Annotated in this window: 14 protein-coding genes; 5 read left to right on the top strand and 9 right to left on the bottom strand. The window is 59.9% G+C overall.

Annotated elements, in window-relative coordinates; translation table 11 throughout:
• Nucleotides 1–6 precede the first annotated feature (6 nt).
• Together HS122_14000 and HS122_13995 are read right to left on the bottom strand one after the other, a co-directional pair.
• Nucleotides 7–2,412 (bottom strand): hypothetical protein, encoded by a 2,406-nt coding sequence (locus tag HS122_14000; GenBank protein MBE7539511.1) that lies wholly within the window; start codon nt 2,410–2,412, stop codon nt 7–9.
• On the bottom strand, nt 2,409–2,903 hold the full coding sequence (locus tag HS122_13995) for a hypothetical protein (protein ID MBE7539510.1): 495 nt from the start codon (nt 2,901–2,903) through the stop codon (nt 2,409–2,411). Before HS122_13995 ends, HS122_14000 begins: the two co-directional genes overlap by 4 nt.
• Nucleotides 2,904–2,909: 6 nt before the next feature.
• Here HS122_13995 and HS122_13990 point away from each other — a divergent pair, with 6 nt between their 5' ends.
• A complete protein-coding gene (locus HS122_13990; GenBank protein MBE7539509.1) occupies nt 2,910–3,410 on the top strand; it encodes a hypothetical protein in 501 nt (166 codons plus the stop codon).
• A 324-nt stretch (nt 3,411–3,734) separates the two neighbouring features.
• Here the strand turns inward: HS122_13990 and HS122_13985 are convergent, their stop codons facing one another.
• Nucleotides 3,735–4,184, bottom strand: coding sequence for a hypothetical protein (locus HS122_13985; protein ID MBE7539508.1), 450 nt, complete (start codon nt 4,182–4,184; stop codon nt 3,735–3,737).
• A 31-nt stretch (nt 4,185–4,215) separates the two neighbouring features.
• Between HS122_13985 and HS122_13980 the strand changes: the two genes are divergently transcribed.
• A complete protein-coding gene (locus tag HS122_13980; GenBank protein MBE7539507.1) occupies nt 4,216–4,479 on the top strand; it encodes a hypothetical protein in 264 nt (87 codons plus the stop codon).
• 136 nt (nt 4,480–4,615) lie between these two features.
• Here HS122_13980 and HS122_13975 read toward each other — a convergent pair whose 3' ends face one another.
• Nucleotides 4,616–5,398, bottom strand: coding sequence for a hypothetical protein (locus HS122_13975; protein MBE7539506.1), 783 nt, complete (start codon nt 5,396–5,398; stop codon nt 4,616–4,618).
• A gap of 13 nt (nt 5,399–5,411) precedes the next feature.
• Nucleotides 5,412–6,353: a hypothetical protein gene (locus HS122_13970; protein MBE7539505.1), complete on the bottom strand. Its 942-nt coding sequence runs from the start codon at nt 6,351–6,353 to the stop codon at nt 5,412–5,414.
• Here HS122_13970 and HS122_13965 point away from each other — a divergent pair.
• Nucleotides 6,324–7,514, top strand: coding sequence for a transposase (locus HS122_13965; protein ID MBE7539504.1), 1,191 nt, complete (start codon nt 6,324–6,326; stop codon nt 7,512–7,514). The genes HS122_13970 and HS122_13965 overlap by 30 nt on opposite strands.
• On the opposite strand, the gene HS122_13960 is transcribed toward HS122_13965, so the two are convergent.
• Together HS122_13960 and HS122_13955 are read right to left on the bottom strand one after the other, a co-directional pair.
• Nucleotides 7,511–8,776, bottom strand: a complete 1,266-nt coding sequence (locus tag HS122_13960; GenBank protein ID MBE7539503.1) for a S8 family peptidase — start codon at nt 8,774–8,776, stop codon at nt 7,511–7,513. The genes HS122_13965 and HS122_13960 overlap by 4 nt on opposite strands.
• 555 nt (nt 8,777–9,331) lie before the next feature.
• Entirely contained in the window at nt 9,332–12,130 is a 2,799-nt protein-coding gene (locus HS122_13955) for a valine--tRNA ligase (protein ID MBE7539502.1), read from the bottom strand.
• Nucleotides 12,131–12,374: 244 nt separating this feature from the next.
• Between HS122_13955 and glnD the strand changes: the two genes are divergently transcribed.
• Nucleotides 12,375–15,212 carry a [protein-PII] uridylyltransferase gene (gene glnD, locus HS122_13950; GenBank protein MBE7539501.1) on the top strand — a complete coding sequence of 946 codons (2,838 nt, stop codon included), beginning with the start codon at nt 12,375–12,377 and terminating at the stop codon, nt 15,210–15,212.
• Here glnD and HS122_13945 read toward each other — a convergent pair.
• Both HS122_13945 and HS122_13940 read right to left on the bottom strand, forming a co-directional pair.
• Nucleotides 15,200–16,645 carry an amidohydrolase gene (locus HS122_13945; GenBank protein ID MBE7539500.1) on the bottom strand — a complete coding sequence of 482 codons (1,446 nt, stop codon included), beginning with the start codon at nt 16,643–16,645 and terminating at the stop codon, nt 15,200–15,202. The two genes, glnD and HS122_13945, sit on opposite strands and share 13 nt — an antisense overlap.
• Before the next feature lie 623 nt (nt 16,646–17,268).
• Nucleotides 17,269–18,801: a sulfatase-like hydrolase/transferase gene (locus HS122_13940; protein ID MBE7539499.1), complete on the bottom strand. Its 1,533-nt coding sequence runs from the start codon at nt 18,799–18,801 to the stop codon at nt 17,269–17,271.
• 455 nt (nt 18,802–19,256) lie between these two features.
• On the opposite strand from HS122_13940, the gene HS122_13935 reads away from it, so the two are divergent.
• Complete coding sequence (locus HS122_13935; GenBank protein ID MBE7539498.1) at nt 19,257–22,199, top strand: TonB-dependent receptor; 2,943 nt, start codon at nt 19,257–19,259, stop codon at nt 22,197–22,199.
• The last annotated feature ends 5 nt before the right edge of the window (nt 22,200–22,204 follow it).

Genomic DNA, 22,204 nt, shown 5'->3' with positions numbered 1-22,204 from the left:
GTACGTTCATGTCTGGTTCACCTGAGCCGTGCCTTCCTCGGCGGATTTCCTGCCGTCGCGGAAGGTCTTCTGGATGCTCGTGCCGCCGTCGGGCGCCGTGGCGGTCACCTGTGTGCCGCCGGTGCCGAGCATCGAGTAACCGAATGTCGTCGTCAGTTGACCTGACGGACCCGGCACGCGGGTCTGTGTTTTTCGTCCAGCCTTGTCGAAGACATGGTTGGTGACGAGCGATTCGGAAGCGCCTGAAATCTTTTCCTGCACGACCTGATTGGCGGCGTCGTAAGTGAAGTCAAAGGCCCGATCCGGAATCGCAGGAAGCGTGATCGAATTGTAGCTCGGATTCGCCTGGCCCTTGATCGTCTTTCGAGTGGCGCGCCCCATGGCGTCGTAGACGTAGCGAACATCCACGCCATCTTCACCAATCTCCTTGTCGAGGCGCCCTTCCGCGGAATAGGTGGCTGTCCAGGCGACTCCCGTGCTCCAATCATACCGTGGACCGCGCTGCCGCCATACCGGCTTCAACGACGCATTGTACTGGGTCTCTTCCGTCGAGACGAGGAGCCAGGTCGCAGGCTGGTTGGGATCCTGTCCATTGGGGCCAAACGGGTGATCCCAGACTGAAACTGTGTTCAGGACCGGCAACCCGGCGACCTTCACCGTGACTGTCCGCAGGCTCTTTCCCACGATCAGGGGCGACTGTGTCGAGTATTCGGCGATGTCGGTCCCGGTTGGAAAGTATCCGTTCGGCGTGAACACTCCGTTCACGGGATCCCACACGCCCACCTGGTAGCGGTAATCGGCGGCGACTCCATTGGGAGCCACGATCTGGACCGGTTTGTTCCAGAACTTTGCCGGAGTCGGTGCCGATGCGCGCAAGGTTTTAATGACGCTCACCTCGGGTGCAGCCGATGCGCCGGCATAACGGGAAACAGTGGCAACGGTGATTGGAGCACTCGGGCCTTGCGGCGCATCGAAAAGGTACTGCGCGGTCTGGGAAAAATCCCACTGCGTCGCAGTTCGCTGGGTGGTTGTCCCCAGAACGGTCGTTGTCTCGTCGCTCACGGCACGCACAGCACCCGTCCAGTCCGCGACATAGGCATAGGTTGTGGCGACGCAGTTGGAAGGCGTTGCGAGATCCGGGTGGCTCGGTGCATCAAGCCAGGGACGCAGCACCCGCTGCACGCGTCCCATGGCCGGACCGCTCAGGTGGTACTCCTGTCGCACCCAGTTGCCATCGGGAAGGATCGTATGCTTGAGCCGCCCATTCGTGGCGATCTGCGATGGCGTGTCATAAAACGCATACTGCGTGGTGAGCGCTGCTCCGGCGGGATCCTCCACCCGGCGGATGACCTCGCGGCCCCAGGGAAAGTCGTGGTACTCAAAGAGCGTTTCACGGACTGAGACCAGGTCCGGTCCCTTGAACACGCGCAGTTCCTCGATGTTGCCGGCTGCGTTGGTTGACTGGGAACGCTCCTCGATCACCAGGCCGCCAGGACTCGTGCGCCGCCAGGTATTGGAACCCACCGGATCGATCTCGGTGGTTTCTTCGTCGATTCCGACAATCCGCGCATGCACCAGATGGCCGGAAGAGGGAACCGGACGAGTGAGCCGGTGCACGATCATTGGCTGCGCCGCGGAATCGATTGTGTAGAGATTGCCGCTCTTTCCGGTGCTTGCCGACCAGGCGTAAAAGCGGATCTCAAGGCCATTGCTGATCGACTGGATGTCCACCAATGCCTGCGGCACCGCCACTTGGCGCAGTTCCCCCACGGGCTCGTTGATCACCTCGATTTCTCCCCCCGCGGGAGCTGTCAGTTTCGAGCGCGAGAGACCCGAGGTTGCGACCCAGTTCGGTGCGAGCGCGAGCGGATCCAGCGCTTTCGACGTTGCTCCCACTCCCAGGCTGGCCACCCAGTTGACATCACCCAGCGAGAGGGAACGCGACTGACCGATCGCGGGTGACACGGCCACAGGAGAGCCGAGCCGGACCTGCCATCCTCCGACGAAAGCCTCGGGATTGGAGGGATCGAACTCCACGCTCATTTGGGAGGATCCGAACGGAGCGCCGTTGACCAGGCTTTCGGTATCGGGATCGGCGAAGAACTCGGCGCGGACCGTGCCAGAGTACTGGGTGTAGCAGTAGTTTTCATCCGGCGCCCAGACAAACGAGAGCCCGTAGGTGCGGCCCGGCTCCATTGAAAAATATATCGGAGCGCTCGTGCGTGTCGTGCCATCCGAGGAGCCGGTTTCCGAAAGCGGAACTCCACCGAAATTGGCCTGAAAGACCTCGGTGTTCTTGTAGATAAAACGAACACCGACCAGTTGCTTTGGGCGGACGAATGACGGATCGCGCGCGAACGCGGCTCCCGTTGCAAGAATCGCGACTGCGAGGGCGGCAAGGAAGCCTTTCATGGCGCCGCCTCCTTTCCGCGGCCAAGTCGCGGTGTGAGTTTGCTCGGCGGAGCCGCCTTCTCCGGTCCGCGATCCGGCTTTCGTTCCTGCGCGTTCAGCCGGGATTCAAGTGCGAGCGCCTCCGCGGAAATCGGGTTCACCGCGAGCACGCGTGCCAGTTCGCGCCGCGCAGCTGTGCGGTCGCCGAGTATCAAAGCATGCACCCGGGCCTTGATCAGAATGGCCTGCTCCCGGCGGGCGGGAATCGGCTCCAACTCGCCCAGGAGGGAAAGGACCGCCGCGAATCCCTTTCGCGCTTCGTCCAGGCGGCCGTTCTCAAGATCGGCGCTGGCTTGCGTCCACGCCTTGAAAAACGCCGTTGCATGAGCCTTCGGCAGGCTCAGCTTCAGGAATGCATTGGGATCCGACGGCGGTGCCTGCTCGCGCGCGGCCGTTTGCCCGCTCAGGCGTCCCTCGCTGGGCAGCACCGCCAGCAGCAGAATCGCCAGCAAAACTCCTTGGACAAATCGCCTGCACGCCGGCGAGCACGCAACGAGATGAAACGATCCTCTACGATTGTCGCGGTAACCGCCTACGGCGCCGCAGCATGTGTGTGTGGGGGGGGGGGCGAACATGGGGTGCTGCACGAAGCCGCAGTGAACGCGATGATCAGGGGGGAAGATCAGAGCCTCGGTGCGCTGCGAGATCAGCCCGCACTCATCAAGGTCCGCAATGAAATTTTCAGTCACCGCCCCAATTGCGTGAGCTGCGGAAACTTCGGCGAGAGTTTTCGCGCAAGGCCTTTCTCACTTGATGCAAGCGCGACGCTGGCCGCAAGCCACAATCGCCATCCAATACGCTTCAAGGCGGAATACAACCTGTCCCTGTCAAGCCGTACATCAGTCTGTCCCCAACGCAATGGTTCACGCGGCATGGATCAAAAGATCGTGAGCGTTTTGATTTCGACGGCGGGTATTTGGGCCGCCCTTTCAGGGCTCTGGATTCTCGTTGGCCCTTAAACCCATGGCGTTGCCATGGGCTGAGGTTGGTTCGCCCCGTTTGGGGCTCGGAGACATCCTCGAGGCGGAATAACAACCTGTCCCTATCCTGCCGTAAATCAGCCTGTCCCCAACGCCGTAGTTCACGCGGCATGGATCAAAGAATCGTGAGCGTTTTGATTTCGACGACGGGTGTTTAGGCCCCCCTTTCAGGGCTCTGGATTCTCGTTGGCCCTTAAACCCATGGCGTTGCCATGGGCTGGGGTTGGTTCGCCACTTTGGGGCTCGGAGGCGCGCTTGGACGGGCACGGCAGCCTGTCCCTTTCTGTTCCGCGTCACGGTGTTTCAGGAACGTTTTTTCGTGATAAATGCGGCACGGGAGTAGAGCTGTTTGCGGGTGCTCCGGGTGGAGCGTGACGTGATGGAAAAGCGACGCGGTGTGACGCCACGTTGATCGCGGCGGAGATCAAAACAGCGACAGCTGGCGGTCGTCGGCCGGCTTGCGTTGGCCGCGCTGGGCGTGGAGCAGCCGATGAGCGGCCGCGAGCAATGCGAGGTGGTGGGCGTCCCTCTCGACCGTAAGGGCAGGGAGGGCGAGGCGAGGATTTGATCGAGGGCGTTTCGGATGTGCTTGAGTTCAGCGTCGAGCTCGTCGCCGTGATGCTGGAACCAATACTGGCGGCATTTGAGCAGATACGCCGGAAAGTATGGGCCGTAACGGGAGGGATCACCGTGGGCGGCGATGTCGCCGAGGGGGTCGGTGATCAGGGCAACCAGCGATACGGCGAAATCCATCCAGTCGAAGTTCCTTTGCCTGGCTCACAACTTGCTCGCGCTGTTTGAGGTGCACTTGGAAAACGACTATCGGATTCGCAACGAAGCCAGCCTGCAACGTCGCGAAAAAAGGCTCGCCGAACACGCTGCCGTTTCCCGGAAAAAAGGGTACGCCGTCTCAGCCCTGCTAACCAAGCTATTCCAGCCTCTACAATGCAGCATAAAACTCATCCGATGGCTTCGCTCCTACCGGTTCTCCAGCGCCCCTATATCGCAGATCCTGCCTGTCCTGGCCCGCTCCTACGCACATTCCTAGCCTCCCACATTGGACACCCTTGACATCAAGGTAGTGCGAGATTGCCTAGCACCACCGTTCAATCGAATCAGCACCATTGCTACTACATGGCGATGTCAGTTCTCGGCTAATTACATGAAATTGCTAGTGCCAGGTGTCAATTATATGGTATGTCAACTGGTGCTTCGTAGATTTCAAGCAATACTTCACCGCCAAGCTGACTGTCATCGCTTACATGAACTGTATATGCTCCTGGTTGGAGAGCAATCGCACCAAATGAAACCCAAGGAACTTCATTTCCATTCAATGGAAACGCCCCAGCGCTTGCGAACAGTCTCGACCAATAGTCAGGAGGCAGGACAATGCCGGGAATGACGAAGTTCACTCGCTCTCCCTTGGAGTTGTATATTTGGAAACGAGGACTCTTCACAGGCGAAACTATCCCAAATTGACGAAGCGACTCACCGACTGCGCGTATCAAAATACTCTTCGATTTCTCCTTAACAACAAAGCCCACGATCTGTGAATCCTGACCCGGCGACAATTTTATCCGTCCGGAGAAATTGACAAACAAGCCTTCCGCATCGCTTCTGATCGTCAGCTTGATCTTGTTCCCCACCGATTGATTGTTGGGTGGAACAACCGCCGAATACGTTCCCGCCGTGCCCATCGACACACCGCTTAGAATGAGAGTGCTTGAGACTTGATCCGGCAACAACACTCCATCCTTCTGCCACCTCGTCTCAGCCGGCGATCCAGGGGCAGTGATCATTTTAATCACGCCGCCCAAAGGCACGACAATTCTGGCGTCGGGTTCACCAGACTGACCCAAAACAAGTGCGACAGAGCTCGCCTCCTGCCCGCGAGTGGCGCCCCCCATAAACGCAAACATTAGAGCAATTCCAATGCTGATCCGCATTCCGAAATAATGTGTATTCATATAATTAGTAATCCTATGGCGCCGTAGTTCCGCTGGCGACTGGTGGAAAAGAACCAAAATCAATGCAATCATAGGCGATTTGCCATGGAGTTCCGCCGAAATATGATAACTTCGCCCCCATTAATGCCTTTGGCGCATAAGCTCGCCCATGACTATCAATATTTGAAGTCGTATACAAGCCAGAAAAGTTTCCTGGCGGCACCGGCCACGCGGTCGCTAGGATTCGTGCACCATTCGGCTGAATCAGGTCTCCACTGGCTATCCGAACCCTCCCAAGATCAGATATCAATGGATTCAGATAACCAAGCTCAAGAACAGGCTGAGCGGAGCCAAATGCTTCGATATCGTTGATGACTAAGCGATTCTGAATTGCAATCGCCGGCAGCCCATCCATGGAGAAGCCAACCTTTCCCGACGCACCACTAAAAATCACGTTGCCAGCGTACAACCCTCCGAAAGCAAGCGCTGGAAAGCTGCCGTTTTCTTGCGATTTCCAGAAACTTACCAGCTTGATGTCGGCTATTCCGTGGTAAGCGCTGGACGGCTGGACAAATAGGCCTGGCGTTAGGGTATTCGAAGTCCCTAAGCTAAAAATCGCCACGCTGGTATTTTCTGAAGTTCCCTCAACCGTCAATGTCGCCTTGCCTTTGACATATTGAACCCCCGGCTGATTGCAAGGGCGTCCAAACCACTTTATAGAACGATTGCGGAATAACGAAACTTGGGAGCGACAATGCGCAATTGGAAAGGGCTTCAGAGTGGCCTGTATCGGGGATTGAGTGGCGGTGGGTAATCTCGTTGTAGAGGCAGGAAGACGCCCGGAAAATTGTTTAAACTTATGCTTGAAGATGCATTGAGGGTCAGGTTGGGGCCCCATATGGAGCACATTTCTGATCCTGTATTGAGGAAGACGTTTTTCGCGCCCTTGAGCAATGCCCTGGCTGCGTCGCTGCATCAGCGGGACTGCCGGGCGTTCACGGACGCCGAGTTTCTTGAACTCGGCGCGACCCGGGTGATTTGCGATCCACGCAGTGGTCGAGGATTCCTTCAGCAGATTGGCGTGCACATTGAATCGTGCCCGCAGCGGAGCAGCTTTTTCGAGCAACTCAAGAGCATGCGGCGCCTGCAGATGCTCTCCGACGTGACCGAGCGGGTTGCGGCAACGATGGCGCCACGGGCGGAGATGCCGGAAGAGCTCGCCAATCACGAACTGTACGCCGGCGATGGTCATTGGCACGGTGCCGCCACGCATGATGCGAAGATCGATGATCGGCGCTGGGCGGTCGGCCATGTTTACGCTCTGAACCTGCGCACCCGCGCCCTGCATCACCTTGATCTGACTCAGGGCAAAAAGGAGCACGACATGTCTGTGCTCAAACGGCTCGGCGCGGACATGCTTCGAATGGGTGCGAAGAAGCGTCAGCGCGTCATCTGGGTGTGGGACCGTGCTGGCATAGACTTCGAGCTCTGGCAAAACTGGAAAGCCACCCGCGGCATCTACTTCATCTCGAGAACCAAGGACAACATGACTTTCACCACGGTGTCTCAAGTAGCTCCTGATCCGGACCGCCCGATCGACCCGAATATCCTCTCGGACGAGCGCTGCTTGAGCGGCCAAGGCACCGAGGTCCGCCTGATTCGATATCGCGATCCGGTGGGCGCAACGGTGTACGAGTTCGTCACCACCGCATTCCACCTGCCCGCCGACATCATTGCCTGGCTGTATAAAGCGCGATGGAACATCGAGAAGGTCTTCGATCAGCTCAAAAACAAGTTCGACGAGTCCAAGGCTTGGGCAACCAGCGATACGGCGAAATCCATCCAAGCGAAGTTCCTTTGCCTGGCTCACAACTTGCTCGAGCTGTTTGAGGTGCACTTGGAAAACGACTATCGGATTCGCAACGAAGCCGGCCTGCAACGTCGTGAAAAAAGGCTCGCCGAACACACTGCCGTTGCCCGGAAAAAAGGGTACGCCGTCTCAGCCCTGCTAACCAAGCTATTCCAGCCTCTACAATGCAGTATAAAACTCATCCGATGGCTTCGCTCCTACTGGTTCTCCAGCGCCCCTCTATCGCAGATCCTGCCTGTCCTGGCCCGCTCCTACGCACATTCCTAGCCTCCCACATTGGACACCCTTGGCTGATTGTAAAGGGAAGCATAGGATTGCGGAGCCACATAGTCATCAAGTGAGACTCTCAGGTTCGCGCCCGGGCCGGTGAGTTCCGCCATTACAATATCGAAATTTTCATCAATCCACGAAACGCGAGTAATCTGACCAGGATCTGCATGCACAGTAACCTCCCTGTCCGTCATCAACACTTGGTCGTAGTATTTTCCGTTCGGATGCAAAACATCCGCGTTCACCAAAACTCCGCCAGTGGGCGAATTTGGATCCTGCGGATCTGCTATAATTCTGTTAGGCAGAATCCAGTTTGGGGAAAGGTAGAGCAAGTGCCCAGTACGCGCTCCGGGCAACGAGATTGCGTCACGAGTTGCGTTGACAACTATTGCATTTCTGACCTCTCTCGCTGTGTCGTTCGGGTGATACTGTAAATAGAGGGCCACCGCACCCGTTACGAAAGGAGCAGCCATGGAAGTCCCAGAATCTTGTCTACTTGCATTATTACTTGTACTGTCTGCTGACGTAATGTTGTAGCCCGGGGCATAGACATCCACCTGTGTCCCATAGTTTGAAAAGAATGCCAGGGTATCCTGCAGTGGCACAGTCGTTGTAAACTCGATGGCTCCGACTGCAATACCATCATTCAAATCTGCTGGGAAGTCTTGCATGTTTAGGAAACTGTTTCCTGCAGATGCGACGATGGGTATACGCCGATCTAGCAGCTCCTGAAAGGCATCCTCTGTAACTTGCAGTGAGCTCATTCCAAAGCTGCAGTTTACGACAGCGGGCATCTCATGGTTGTCTCGAATCCAATTTGCTGCAGCAATTACTTCGGCGTCAGAAGCCGAGCCCGATCCTGAAGGAGCGATTCGAACAGAATGAATTGTCGCTCCAGGGGCTACACCGTATGTAGCCCCAACAGCGATCCCAGCAACATGTGTTCCATGGTTCCGAGAATCCAACCATTCATTCGTGCCAGAAAAGGCAGAGAATCCGGTGGAAGTACGTCCCGCGAACTCCGTGTGAGTCCCCAGAATTCCAGTATCGATGATGTAAACATGCACTCCGGCACCATTTCCTACATTCGGTAAACCGGAATCTGAGTCCAATGGTAAACGTCTCTGATTGATTCTATCCTTTCCGTCATTCAGCCACCGAATCCTTCTATTTTTGGTCACGGCACTAATTTCACGATGGGCACGTAAAGAAGACACTTCGCTAGCGTTGAGAAAACAAGCGAAAGCGCCGTTGCCCATGGGGAAAACATGAGTTAGGCGATTTATATCACCAAGGACTTGCACTGCTCGCCTAGCCACTGAGGTGCCCCTATGATCGAAGTAGGTAATTCCGCCATCCGACTTCTTGCCCACGTAGGGGAAGATGCCATCAGCAAAGCGTACAATATAATGGTTTGGAATCTCTTGGATGTCTGGAGATAGTGCGTCGAACCAACGATCATAGTTGGCGCGTGCCGCAAAAAGTGGGGATATCCTCTGACACTGGACCAGAAACAAGTGATTTCGGCAACGGCACCCTCTCGGGTTTACGAGACAATCTTACATTGTCGCTATTTTGCCCAATGTGCTCAGTTGGAATTCCGCCTTCCACCATCAGCGCCTGCTGTCCAAAACTCGGGCTAACAATTGAAACTAGTAACAGTCTGCAGAGTAATCTTCTCATCGCGCCGCTTTGTCACTCTGAGATTTCAAATGTTCCCGAGCTAAAGCTTCAAATCCATATCTACCTTATAATAAGTTATTTATATTCTCAATCTCATCACAAATCTCCCATTTCCCTATAGCAAGCAACCCTCAATTCGCACTGAGTAGGCGCTCGATCTCGGCATATTTGGCCTTCTGGTCAGCGAGCTGCCTGCGGGCGCCTTCGAGGACCGCGGGCGGGGCCTTGCTGACGAAGGCTTCGTTGGCGAGGCGCGCCTCAGTCCCGGTAATGTGTTTGCGGATTTGCTCAAGCTCCCGACCCAGCCTCACCTTCTCGGCCGCGGCATCGACCTTGATGCCCGTGTCGAGAAACAGCGTGCCAAGCGGCGTCACAATCGCCGGAAGCGGCGGTTTTTCGGACGCGCGTTTGAGCGCGGCCGCGCCGAGAAGCCGGAGCAGTTTCGCGGAAGCGGCGGATAAGTCCGCCCAATCCGGGTCGCCCGCCAGCGCATGGAAAGTGACATCGCGCTTCTGCGCCACCGCCTGCTCCGCCTTCAACTGGCGCGCCAGCGTCGCGAGTTGCTTCAGCTTCTCCACACGGCCGCTCGCCGCGGCGTCCACCGCCAGTCCGCGCGACGCCAGCCCCGCGGCCAACTGCTCCGCTGTCTGAATGCGCGCATCCTGAAGAAACGCGCCCTCGGCCCCGTATCCAAGGAGGTGCCACAACTCCTCGGTGATGAAGGGAGCGAAAGGCGAAAACATCAGGAGGAATTCGCGAATCACCAGATCCTGCACCGCCAGCACATGCGGCTGGGCGGCGGGATCCTGCACGCGGGACTTCGCCACCTCCACATACCAGTCGCAGAAATCGTTCCAGAAAAATGAATACAGCCGCTGCGTCGCACCGGCGAATTCAAACTCCTGAAAACCCCGCCCGACCGTCCGCATCGTCTCCATCAGCGCGGCCAGCAGGGCATGATCGTCGTCATCGAGCTGCGCGGGATCCAGGCGCGCCAGGATCGCTTCGAGCGAGCGGTTGTCCGCCATCGGTCCGCTCATCTGGCGAAAGCGGCAGGCGTTCCACAGCTTGTTCGCGAAATTCTTGCCGCCCTCGATGCGGTCCTCGTCAAACTTCACATCCTGCCCCAGCGGGGCGATCTGGAGCAGCCCAAAACGCAGGCCATCGGCCCCGTATTTCGCAATCAGATCGAGCGGATCCGGCGAATTGCCGAGCGTCTTCGACATCTTCCTGCCCTGCTTGTCACGAACGATGCCATTGAAATAAACGTGGCGGAACGGGATGCGACGCAGCAGTTCGTCCCGCGAGAGGGTCGAAGGCGCACCCTTCGTCCGCGAAGCTTCCATCTCATCGCCATCCAGCGCCGAACCGGTGAACTCCAGTCCGGCCATGATCATGCGCGCGACCCAGAAGAAAATGATGTCGGCCCCGGTCGCCAGCGTGGTCGTGGGATAAAAGGCGGCGAAGTTCGCCTTCGCCATTTCCGACTTGTCCGGCCAGCCGAGCGTTGCAAACGGCCAGAGCCAGGACGATGCCCAGGTGTCGAGCACGTCGTCCTCCTGGTCCCAGTTCTGCGGATCCGGCGGTCCGTCCAGAGAAACGTGCACCTTCGTGGGATCGGCGAGATCCACCTCGGTGATTTTCTCGCGGTCAACTCCCTTTCGATACCAGACCGGAATGCGATGCCCCCACCACAACTGGCGGCTGATGCACCAGTCCTGGATATTGTCGAGCCAGTTGAGGTACACCTTGCTCCAGCGCTCCGGGTGAAACTGGATCAACCCGTCCCTGACAACCTGCCTGGCTTCCTCGACCCGGGGATAACGCAGCCACCACTGCTGGGTGAGCCGGGGTTCGATGGGAACGCCCGCGCGCTGCGAGTAGCCGACATTGTTTTCGTAGGGCTTCTCCTCAAGGAGCGAGCCTCGTTCGCGCAGCAGCTCCGTCGCCTTCTTGCGCGCCGCAAACCGCTCCATGCCCGCAAGCTCCGGCCCGGCCTCGGCGTTCATCGTGCCATCCGCATTGAGCGCATCGATCACGGGCAGGCGATGGCGCTGGCCGATCTCGAAGTCCACCTTGTCATGCGCCGGCGTGACCTTGAGCACACCCGCCGCGAAAACAGGATCAACCGCGGAGTCCGCGACGATCGGAATGGCGGCGCGCCCGCCGAGTGGCCGCCAGACCTTCTTGCCGATCAGCGCGCGGTAGCGTTCGTCTTCGGGATGGACGGCCAAAGCGACGTCGGCCGGAATTGTCTCGGGGCGCGTGGTCTCCACCACAAGATGCGTGACGCCGTCCACGGGCTCCACCAGGTCATACTTGAGTTTGGTGATGAATCCCTTCGTCGGACGCATCTCGACCTCCTCGTCAGAAAGCGCCGTCAGCGAAACCGGGCACCAGTTGACCATGCGTTTGCCGCGATAGATGTGCCCTTTTCCGAACAGGCGCACAAACGCCGTCAGCACCGCCCGACTGTAACCCGGGTCCATCGTGAAATGCGTGCGATCCCAATCGCAGGAGCACCCGAGCTGCCGCAACTGCTTCAGAATGATGTCGCCCTTTTCCTCGCGCCAGCTCCACACCCGCTTCAGGAAGGCCTGCCGCCCAAGATCCCGGCGCCCCCTGCCCTCGGTCTTCTTCAGGTGCTTCTCCACCATCGTCTGTGTCGCAATCCCCGCATGGTCCGTGCCCGGAATCCAGCAGGCCGCCCTGCCCTCCAGTCGCGCCCGGCGGATCAATGCATCCTGAAGCGTGTTGTTGAGCACGTGACCCATGTGCAGGATGCCCGTGACGTTCGGCGGAGGGATGACGATGGTGTAGCTCTCCTGGCCGGGCTCGGCCCTGCCGGCAAAGCATCGCGACGCCTGCCAGGCGGCATACCACTTGTCCTCAACCTCACGCGGTTCGTAGCTCTTTGTGATCTCAGGCATGTCTTTAACGTTGAATCGAAAATCCAACCGCCGCGCATCTCCTGACGCAAGCGGCAAGCGGGACCGCGCGAGCCGTGCGCATGCGCCGGTCTCCCTCGCGCAGCAGAGATTTGTTAATTATTATTCACAAGTAACTTGAAAGATCCATCCCCGCGATGCTCCTCGCGCATCAACAAAGAATTCGCGACAAACCGGCTTTGCTGCGTTCCTCTGAACTTCCTCCATTCGGCACAGCCCGCACCCGATGATCGGCCGCATTCAAAAGCACGCACGCGAACGCCTCAATTTTGAAGGCGAGGTCTCCACCGCCCAGCGGCTGGCCGCCTGCCGGACGTTTCTGCGCCTGGAAAGCGCGATGATTCGCATGCATCACGACGCCGGTGCCAACGGCCTGGAAACCGCCAACGCCCGCGCGGCGATGGTCGACATCCTCCTCCGCCACCTGTTCGACTACGCGATGGCCTCCTACGTCCGCGCGCACGGGGACACGCCATCACCCGTCGCACTGATCGCACTCGGCGGGTACGGACGCAGCGAACTCAGCCCGTTGAGCGACATCGATGTGCTCTTCCTCTTCCCGTCGAAAGCGGACCCCAGGGCGATCAAGCCGCTGCAGGAACATCTCAGCAACGAGATCCTCTACATTCTCTGGGATTGCGGACTCAAGGTCGGGCACTCCATTCGCACCGTCGACGAAACCTTCGCCGAGGCGCGCGCCGACATCCAAACCAAGACCGCGCTCCTTGAATCGCGTCTGGTCGCGGGCTCGTCCGGTCTCTTCGAATCATTTGCCTCCGCCTACCGCGCCTTCTACACCGAGGAAAATCCGCGCGGCTACATCGCCGCACGCCTGGCCGACCAGTCCTCCCGGCGCGCGAAATACGGAGACACCGTTTTCATGCAGGAGCCCGACATCAAGAACGGTGTCGGCGGTTTGCGCGACTACCAGAACACACTGTGGATGGCCCGCGTGAAGCTCGGCATCACCTCGCTCGACGAGCTCGTCACGTCGTCCTACCTGCGCCAGAATGAAGTGCGCGACTTCCAGCGCGCCTACACGTTTCTTCACCGCGTCCGCAACGAGCTGCATTTTCAAAGCAAGCGCGCCACGGAAGTGCTCGCGCTCGACGTGCAGCCCAAGATCGCGCTCGGACTCGGCTACACGAACCAGGACGTGCTCGGCCGAGTCGAGCAGTTCATGCGCGACTACTACCGCGCGGCGCAGACCATCCATCGCGTCTCGCGCCTGATAGAAAGCCGGCTCGCCCTCACGCTGGACAACTCCAGCGGCATCCTCACCTCGTTTCGCGACGCAATCCGCGCCAGACGTTTCGAAAAAACAAAACGAATCGATGGCTTCATCCTGCGGGGCAGCGAACTTGCCGCCGAATCGACCGACGTCTTCAAGGCCGACCCCGTCCGCATCATCCGCGTGTTCCGGCACTGCCAGCAACTGGGTGCAAATCCCGACTTCGCCCTCCAGGGACTGATCCGGGATGCGCTTCCGCTGCTGACCCGCCATGTCCAGCAGTCGCGCGACGCAAACATATCCTTCCGCGCCATACTCCAGCAGTCCGGCGCGGTCCACCCGACGCTGTCCTCGATGCACGAACTGGGCGTGCTCGGCCGCTTCATTCCGGAATTCGATGCGCTGACCTGCCTCGTGCAGCACGAGTTCTATCACCGCTATACCGCGGACATCCACACGCTGAACGCCATCCGCGAGCTCGACTACATCTTCACCGAGGCGGATCCCGTCAGCCTGAAGTACCGCTCGACGCTCCACGAGACGCCCGAGCCGACGCTGCTCTACCTCATTCTCCTGCTTCACGACATCGGAAAGGCCCGCGGCATCAAGGGACACGCTGAAAGCGGCGTGGCCATCGCGGGGCCGCTCCTCGAACGCATGGAGGTGGACGCCACAAGCCGCGAGTTCGTCGTGTTTGTCATCAAGAATCACCTCGTGATGACGCGCTTCTGGCAGAAGCGGGATGTCGATGATCCCGACACAGCGGCCGCCTTCGCCGAGGTCGTCGGCGACGCCGACCGCCTGCGCTACCTCTACGTCCACACCTTCTGCGACGCGCGCGGCACCGCCAGCGGGCTCTGGAACGGCTACAAGGACAGCCTTCACACAGCGCTCTTCCGCAGCACGCTGGAGCGCCTGCTGCATGGCGCGGAACTCGCCGCTCGAAATTCGCAGCGTCTTGAGTCGATCCACCGGGAACTCGTCAGCAAGGGCATACCGGGCATCAGTCACGACGAGATCGACGCGCATTTCCATCTGCTGCCGGAGCGCTATTTCATTCACACCGAAACGGGTAAGATCTCCCTCCACATCCAGATGGTGAACCGCCTGCTGCATTCGATCGCGGACGTCGAATCAACCGGCACTCTCAAACCCGTCATCAATTGGAAGGATGACATCAATCGCTCCTTCACGGTTGTCAATGTTGTGACCTGGGATCGTGCCGGGCTCTTCTACAGGCTCGCCGGCGCGTTCAGCGTCGCCGGTTTGTCCATCCTCAGCGCCAAGGTCATCTCCCGCAGCGACAACATCGCGATCGACACCTTCTTTGTCGTGGAGCCCGGGCGCGGTGTCGTTCAGAGCACGCAGGCGCAGGAGACGTTTGCGCGAACCGTCGACGCCGCGCTGGTCCAGGACAAGGATCTCCTGCCCGACATCCAGGCGCAGGCGCGCCGTCTGGCCTCAACGGGTCGCTACCTCTCCAGCACAAAGAAGGGCAACGATGCGATGCAGACGTCGTTTCCCCCGATCGTCGAGGTCTATCACGAGGCCTCCATGCAGCGCACGATCGTGGAGATCCAGGCGCGCGACGAGATCGGCCTGCTTTTCCGGCTGGGCAAAGCGATCAGCGATCACGGCTTCGACATCACCTTCGCCCGCGTTGGCACAGAGCACGGCGTGGCCATCGACACCTTCTACATCGAAAACGCCAACCACAGCCCCGCGACCGAGACAGCGCGCCTCCAGGCGCTTAAGGAGGCGCTGACCGACGTCATCACTCCTCGGGTCGAGCCCGCACCTGCGCCCGCACCCGTGGAAGTTCAGTCCCGATAGTTCAAGGCCGGAGCGCGATCGCCGAGCAGCGGCTCGTACTTGAAATCCTCCCCGCGCCGGCGCAGGAGCTCAGCCCTGGCTTCCGACAAAACCTTCGGTTCGGAAAAGAGGTCCATCGCTGTGAGCGCGAGCGCCTTTGACGCCATGAGCCGGCCCTTGACACAGATGGTCGTGGCGCCGCAGGCGGCGGCCTGCCAGCTGTGCGCCGGCGTGCCGGGCACCCACGTGGCCGTGCGCACGCCAACCGTCGGCACCACATAACTGACGTCCCCCACATCCGTCGATCCACCGCCCTCACCATTTGGGTCGATCTTCAGCGGCTGAATCGCGCGGGCCAGCTCAACCGCCGCCGTGCGTCCGCCGATGAACGTCCTGCCCAGTTCCGCCGCAAAGCGCTTCTCGGATTCATCATAGGAAAACCCGCCGACACGCTCCAGATTTGCCTGCGCCACCTTCGCCAGCGCCTCGTTCGGCAGCAGGTCGTGCACACCGCCCGTGATCTCCCAGCTCACCGACGTGCCCGTGCCCATCGCGGCTCCCTTCGCCGCCTGGGTGACGCGCTCAAACACCTCGCGCACAATGCGCCGGTCGCGGTGGCGGACATAGTAGTAGGACTCGGCGAACGCCGGGACGACATTCGGCGCCTCGCCGCCCCGCGTAATGACGTAGTGGATACGCACATCCTGCGGCACGTGCTCCCGCATCATGTTGACCATGTAATCCATCGACTCCACGCCATCCAGCGCCGACCTTCCCCGTTCCGGCGCCGCCGATGCGTGGGACGCCACGCCGGTGAACCGGAACTTGGCGGAAATGTTGGCCTTGGTCGGGCCGGTGGTGACTCCGTTTCCATCGCCCGGGTGCCAGTGAAGCACGGCGTCGACGTCATTGAACAGACCCGCGCGCACCAGATAGACCTTGCCGGATCCGCCCTCCTCCGCGGGACAGCCGTAAACGCGCAGCGTGCCCGGCCGGCCTGTCGCCTTCAGCCAGGAGGCGATCGCCGCCGCCGCCTCGATCGAGCCTGCGCCAAACGCATGGTGCCCGCAGGCATGGGCGGCGGTGGATCCGGGACGCGCCTTCTTTTCAGGCACACCCTCCTGAGAAATTCCCGGCAGCGCGTCGTATTCGGCGAGGATTCCGATGACGGGCCGGCCCGAGCCATACGCTGCCACAAAGGCCGTCGGCATGCCGGCGACTCCCGCCTCCACCTTGAAGCCATCCGCCTTGAGCCGCTCCTGCAGCAGCGCCGAACTCCGGGTCTCCTTGAAGCCCACCTCGGCGAGTTCCCAGATCCTGTTCATGATGGCCGTGTACGGAGCCTGCTCCCGATCGATGCGCGCAAGCACATCGTCCTTGGATGTCTGCGCCAGCACCCCGCCCGCGAACGCAGTACCCAGAATCAGGAGCCGCCACCCGTGTACAAATCTCATGTTCCCATCGCCGCAAATTCCAGCGCACGCCGCAACCCAGATATTGCGCCGCCGCGTTGCCCGGGCTTCCAGCCCGCAGTGATCAAAACTGCGCTGTGGTCAGAGGCCCAAAGTTTTCACGCTGAGAATATACCAAAAGCTCAATGCAGGGGCATGCATCGTCATGCCCAGGGAACGCACGTCGCGCCACAACGCCAGATCGCTACCATCCCCCCTCCGTTGGAGGGGCACGCTCCGTCGTGACCTGGGTTCGCGCTTCGCGCCACAACGCCAGATCGCTGCCAGAGATCGGCGATCAACCCACCGCGACACTCATCTCGAAATCCACCTCCGCGTCTCCGCATGAAATCCTTCCGTACGCCTCCTTCGCGTGCTTTGCGCCTTCGCGTGAAACCGACCAGCGCCGTTTCGCGACGCACGTCCCCAGGGCACGACGGAGCGTGCCCCTCCATCACTGCTCGCATCCCCCAGTCTTGCTCGCATCCCCCCTCCGTAAGTCATCTCATCCCTCCTACAACATTCCGGCCTCAGTCCATCCGGTATTCATCCGGCTCCATCTGTGGATAAACTCCAATGCCTTTCATCCGGCCCGTATCCGCGTCGATCCGTGGTCCAGCTCCGATTCACCCCTTCATCTGCGGAATGATGCCCCCCGTGGCTTCAGGTGGAATGTAAAGCCAGCGCGCATCGTAGAGCCCGGTTTCCGCGTCGCAGATCCGCCCGTCTCGAAGCGTGTACTGGTTCGGCGTGCTCGGGCGCATGCCTGACAGGTGCTCGGGAACACGCAGACGGTCGGCCTCGAGCTGCCTGTGAGCGGCTTCCCAGCTGAACCCCTGCTCCAGCATTGCCCGCATGGAATCAATGCGCCCGGCCTGGGCCGCTTCCGCCATCCGGTTCAATCGTTCCTCCGGATCCTCCCGAAGATTGAAAAGCAGCTCGGCGCCCTTCTCAACCTGCACGAATTTCCAGCCACGGGTGCGCACCAGGCGCATGGCTCTCGCGGGCGCATCGTCCGCGCTGCGCGGCCGATTGATGCGGATGCCATAGTCAAAGTAGGACGAACTGGCGAACGCTCTCGGGGCAGCGGCGCCTTCCGGATCGCGGAGCGCCGGGCTCTGATCGATCCCATCCAGACCCAAAGGAATGGGCAGGCCGGCAAGTGCGCAGGTGGTCGGAAAGAGATCGATCAGGGAGACCGGATCGTGCCAGACATGGGCACCGGGTTTCACGCCCGGCCCGGAAACCAGCAGGGGCACCGCCACGGAGGACTCGTAGTAGACTCGCTTGCCCCAGAGACCATGACTTCCCGCCATTTCACCGTGGTCAGACGTGTAGATCACGATCGTATTGTCCAGCAGCCCCGACCGATCCAGAGACGCCAGCAGTTCACCGATGCAGTCGTCGAGGAAGTCGATGCTCGCGTAATAGGCCTCGAGCGCCCGCCGCTCCTCCTCCCTCGAGGGATGTTCCGAGGGGACGGCCAAACGCGCAAAAGGCTCAAGGCAGCCCGGCTCGCCCTCCGCCAGATTCGGAAGCGGCACCTTGTCCGTGTAGCGGCGGATGTACCTCCCGGGCGCCGTCAGGGGACTGTGAGGACGCGAGAACGAGGCGCATGCAAACCAGGGTCGGTCTGGATGCTGACTCTGATGCTCGAGCAGGAACGACCGGGTCTCCCGCACGACAACCACATCCTGCATCAGGCTCTCCGGAATCTCACTCACCCCCGCGCTGCGCACATGGGCATAGCCGGGGAACAAATCGATGGGTTCAGGCTGATGTCCAAGTCCGTGTCGAAGGTCCCCATAAGGGCGGTGCTGGAACCCTTGATACTGGTCGCGTCCGCCAAAATGCATCTTTCCCACAAGCACGGTCGTATAGCCATGAGCGGCGAAATGTCCCGGCCAGGTGGCATGTTCGGGGAAGATCATCCAATGATTGTTCCATGCAGCGCACCGATGAGGCTCCTTTCCCGTCAGCATCGACATGCGCGAAGGTGTGCACACGGGAGACGCGCAGAGCGTCGTCGCACACCGGACGCTTCGGGTCGCCAGCGCATCCAGGTTCCGGGTGCGTACCACCCGGTCTCCGGCAAATCCGGCCATGGTGGCATTGTGCTGGTCGCTGAGCAGGAGCAGAATGTTGGGGGGGTTCGGCATGGAAGGGAGATGCTGCGTCGGCGGGTTGAGGTCGCTTGAGAGTGACTTCCTTGCCTCGCACTCACAATGCCATCGCGGAATCCTTTGCAGGACCAGAATGCAAACTGGGAAAATTCATTGGCCAGCGTCGCAATCGCCAGTCAGCCACGCCAACCGTGAAACTGTGGATCTCCAGAATGGTCAAATCCCCGAATGCCTGGGACCGGCGCACGTGGATCTCCCACTGGTTGAGGACAACTTGTCAGCAAATATGACCATTACAATGCATGAGAGTTACCCCCGGGAATGGTGAAGATGATTGCCAAGGGAGAGCCAGCCTCATGTCACCTCGATCATTCCGCGTCCCCTGCCTTTCAAACAACCCAGCCACTGAAACCATGACGAAAGACACCTCACCACGTCGGACTCACCCCCAAGGTCTTCCACAACGGGGAATCCCAGTCCTCCAAATCTCGATGCCTGCCGCCTTGGCCGCACTGACAGTGGCCCTGCTGTTTCTCGCGGCTCCCGCAGCCTTTGCCCAGCAGGAGGCAGCGGGCACCGTCACCGGAAGAGTCTATGACGCGACCGGCGAGCGCTACCTCTTCAACGCCAGCGTCAAGGTTGAGGGCACGTTGATCGAGGCCCTCACGGACGAAAGCGGCACTTTCCGCCTGCGCGACGTGCCGGCCGGAAGCGTACAGGTTCATGTCCGCTATCCTGGCCTGGCCGACAAGCTTACAAGCGTCGACGTGACCGCCGGCGGCACCGCGAGCCTGGAAATCAGCCTCTCAAGGCCGTCGCGCGACGCCTCAGGCGGTGTTGTCGAAATGCAGGCGGTGTCAGTGGTCGAACAACGCGAGATGAGCGCGCAAAACCTGGCCATCAACGAACAGCGCAATTCCACCAACATCAAGAATGTCGTGGCTTTTGACGAGTATGGCTACGCGACCGACGGCAACCTCGGTGAATTTCTGAAGCACATCCCAGGGGTGTCGGTCGACTATTCCGCCTCGATCCCGGTCGGCGTTTCCGTTCGCGGCATGCCTGGCAGCACGACCAGCATCATGAGCGACGGAGCGATGCTCGCGGGTGGAGAGACGACCAGCGCCACCCGGGCAACCAGTCTGTCAATGGTGGCGACGGACAACATTTCGCGCATCGAGGTATCAAAGGTGCCGACTCCCGACATGCCCGCAAGCGGCATTGGCGGCACGATAAACATCATCAGCAACAGCGCACTGAACCGACGCAAGCCGCTGCTCAACTACAACGTGTACAGCACGTTCAGGGGCGACTACCCGTGGAACTTCAAGGGTCGCGACATCGGGATGCCCATTCCCCTCTTTGGCGGCGCCCATTCCGCGGGCCACATCCTGCCATCGCTGACCTTCAGCTACCTCAAGCCTGTGAACGACAGGCTGGCGATATCGCTTTCGGGCTCCCAGATCCTGCGCTACATTCACAACGACACCACGATCGCCACCTGGAATCCTTCAACGTATGTCCAGACGAACTCGCGGTATCGCGTGGTGCCCCAGGTGGCGGCAATCCGCTCCGGTCAGATCAAGGCGGACTACCGCCTGACGGAAAACTCGCTGCTCAGCGCAACCTTTCAGGCGCGCGAACGCGCGGCCTCGCAGGCCGTCGCCGATCTCTACGTGTCAACCTACGGCTCCGGAATCACGGGTGGTCCCGACTATGTCGAGGGCAAGGCAGGGGGCAACATCCAGCAGGCGAACGGCTTCATCCAGCGCAACAATTCCAACCAGACCGCCAGCCTCAAGTACGAGCTCAGGAAGCGCGACTACAAGTTTGACGCCGGCTATTCCTATTCGAGCACGCAGGTCGAGAATTTCGACAACGACGGCTATACAGGCATCACGATCGCCAATCTCGCGGGACTCGCGATCCGTGGAGACGGCATCCATCCCGATCCGGACAGGGTGGCGAGCAATGTTCCCGCGCAACTCACGGTGACCAGCGGCGGAAAACCGATCGACTGGACCGACGCCAACCTCTACTCGCTGGCCTCGATAACAAACACCGACTTCAGCTTTCGCAACACGCGGCGGAATCTTTTTGCGAACCTTCAGCGCACCTTCGGCAACACAGGCCTGACGGCACTCAAGATCGGAGCCCTGCTCTCCGAGGAAACCCAGCGCTCCGACTGGAACACCAAGGCCTACAATTTTCGTTCGGGCTCATCCGCAGCAGTGCGTCAGGCATCCAACTACGAAATCGTCGACCCTGATCTGTTCACCTATGTCCCTCAAAGCGCGGGCGCTACAATCAAGCGAATCAGCCCGACTCTGGTTTACAACCTGGTCCAGGCGCATCCGGAGTACTTCACGGAACAATCGACCAACACGCGGAACAAGATTAACAACACCTTCCGCGTGAAGGAACGCGTTTCCTCGGCCTACATTCGCGCCGACTTCCGCCTGCTCGACGGTCGCATGAACATTGTCACCGGCGCGCGCTACGAGCACACCAAGGACAAGACGAAGGGACCGCTGAAGGATGAATTGCTCAGACTCGCCTCCGAGGGAAGCTATCAGGGGCTTTATCCGAGCCTGAACGCCAGCTACCGGCTGAACGACAGATTCACGGTGCGAACAGCCTACGCGCGCACAATCGCACGCCCTGACATGGAGTACATCATGCCGCGCGCAAGCGTCGCATCCACGGAAAACTCCAACGGAGACCGCGAGATCACCCTCGTGAAGACCGGCCTGAAGCCCTGGACCGCAAACAACTACGATCTGTCCCTCGAAACCTATCTCTCAACAAACAGCTATGGTTCGGTCAGCATCTTCCAGAAGGACATCGATGACTTCTTCGGCCTCAGCAGCCGTCCGGCCACACTCGCCGAAGTGAACCTGTATGGCGGCGATCCTTCCCTGAACAACTACGTGATCGTCGAGCGCATCAACGCCGGACAGGCGCGCATCCGCGGATTCGAGCTGGGTTATCGTCATTCGCTCACATTTCTTCCAACCTGGGCGCGCGGCTTCCAGGTTTTCGTCAACTACACGCGCCTCGAACTTGACGGAAGCGCGCTCGCGGATTTCAGCGGTTTCAACCCCGAGACCCTCAGCTACGGCTTCAATCTCGTTCGTCCGCGTTTCTCCTTCAAGTTCAACATGTCCTACCTGGGTGAAACCCGGCGTGAGCAAACCGGATCCACCGGTGACTACTTCTGGGCGGGCGCAAAGAATCGGGACACCATCAGCATGGAATACTCCCTCACCAAGCGCATCTCGGTCTACGGTCAGGTGACCGATCTGCTAGGCGGGGGGTATGTCGACGTGCAGAAGCGTTACAACCCGAACATCGATGTTCCCGACTACGCCCGCTATCAACGCCTCATCAACACCGGAACCGAGGTCTCGATCGGCATCAAGGGACGCTTCTGAGCGAC

Source organism: Opitutaceae bacterium (assembly GCA_015075305.1).
GTDB lineage: Bacteria > Verrucomicrobiota > Verrucomicrobiia > Opitutales > Opitutaceae > UBA6669.
The sequence above is the reverse complement of the archived record's forward strand: the minus strand, read 5'-3'. Positions and strand labels throughout refer to the sequence as shown.

Coding starts and splice junctions, on each gene's coding strand:
- HS122_14000 (MBE7539511.1), bottom strand. CDS start 2,412: ATGAAAGGCTTCCTTGCCGCCCTCGCAGTCGCGATTCTTGCAACGGGA.
- HS122_13985 (MBE7539508.1), bottom strand. CDS start 4,184: ATGGATTTCGCCGTATCGCTGGTTGCCCTGATCACCGACCCCCTCGGC.
- HS122_13975 (MBE7539506.1), bottom strand. CDS start 5,398: ATGAATACACATTATTTCGGAATGCGGATCAGCATTGGAATTGCTCTA.
- HS122_13970 (MBE7539505.1), bottom strand. CDS start 6,353: ATGCAGCGACGCAGCCAGGGCATTGCTCAAGGGCGCGAAAAACGTCTT.
- HS122_13960 (MBE7539503.1), bottom strand. CDS start 8,776: ATGGGCAACGGCGCTTTCGCTTGTTTTCTCAACGCTAGCGAAGTGTCT.
- HS122_13955 (MBE7539502.1), bottom strand. CDS start 12,130: ATGCCTGAGATCACAAAGAGCTACGAACCGCGTGAGGTTGAGGACAAG.
- glnD (MBE7539501.1), top strand. CDS start 12,375: ATGATCGGCCGCATTCAAAAGCACGCACGCGAACGCCTCAATTTTGAA.
- HS122_13945 (MBE7539500.1), bottom strand. CDS start 16,645: ATGAGATTTGTACACGGGTGGCGGCTCCTGATTCTGGGTACTGCGTTC.
- HS122_13940 (MBE7539499.1), bottom strand. CDS start 18,801: ATGCCGAACCCCCCCAACATTCTGCTCCTGCTCAGCGACCAGCACAAT.
- HS122_13935 (MBE7539498.1), top strand. CDS start 19,257: ATGCCTGCCGCCTTGGCCGCACTGACAGTGGCCCTGCTGTTTCTCGCG.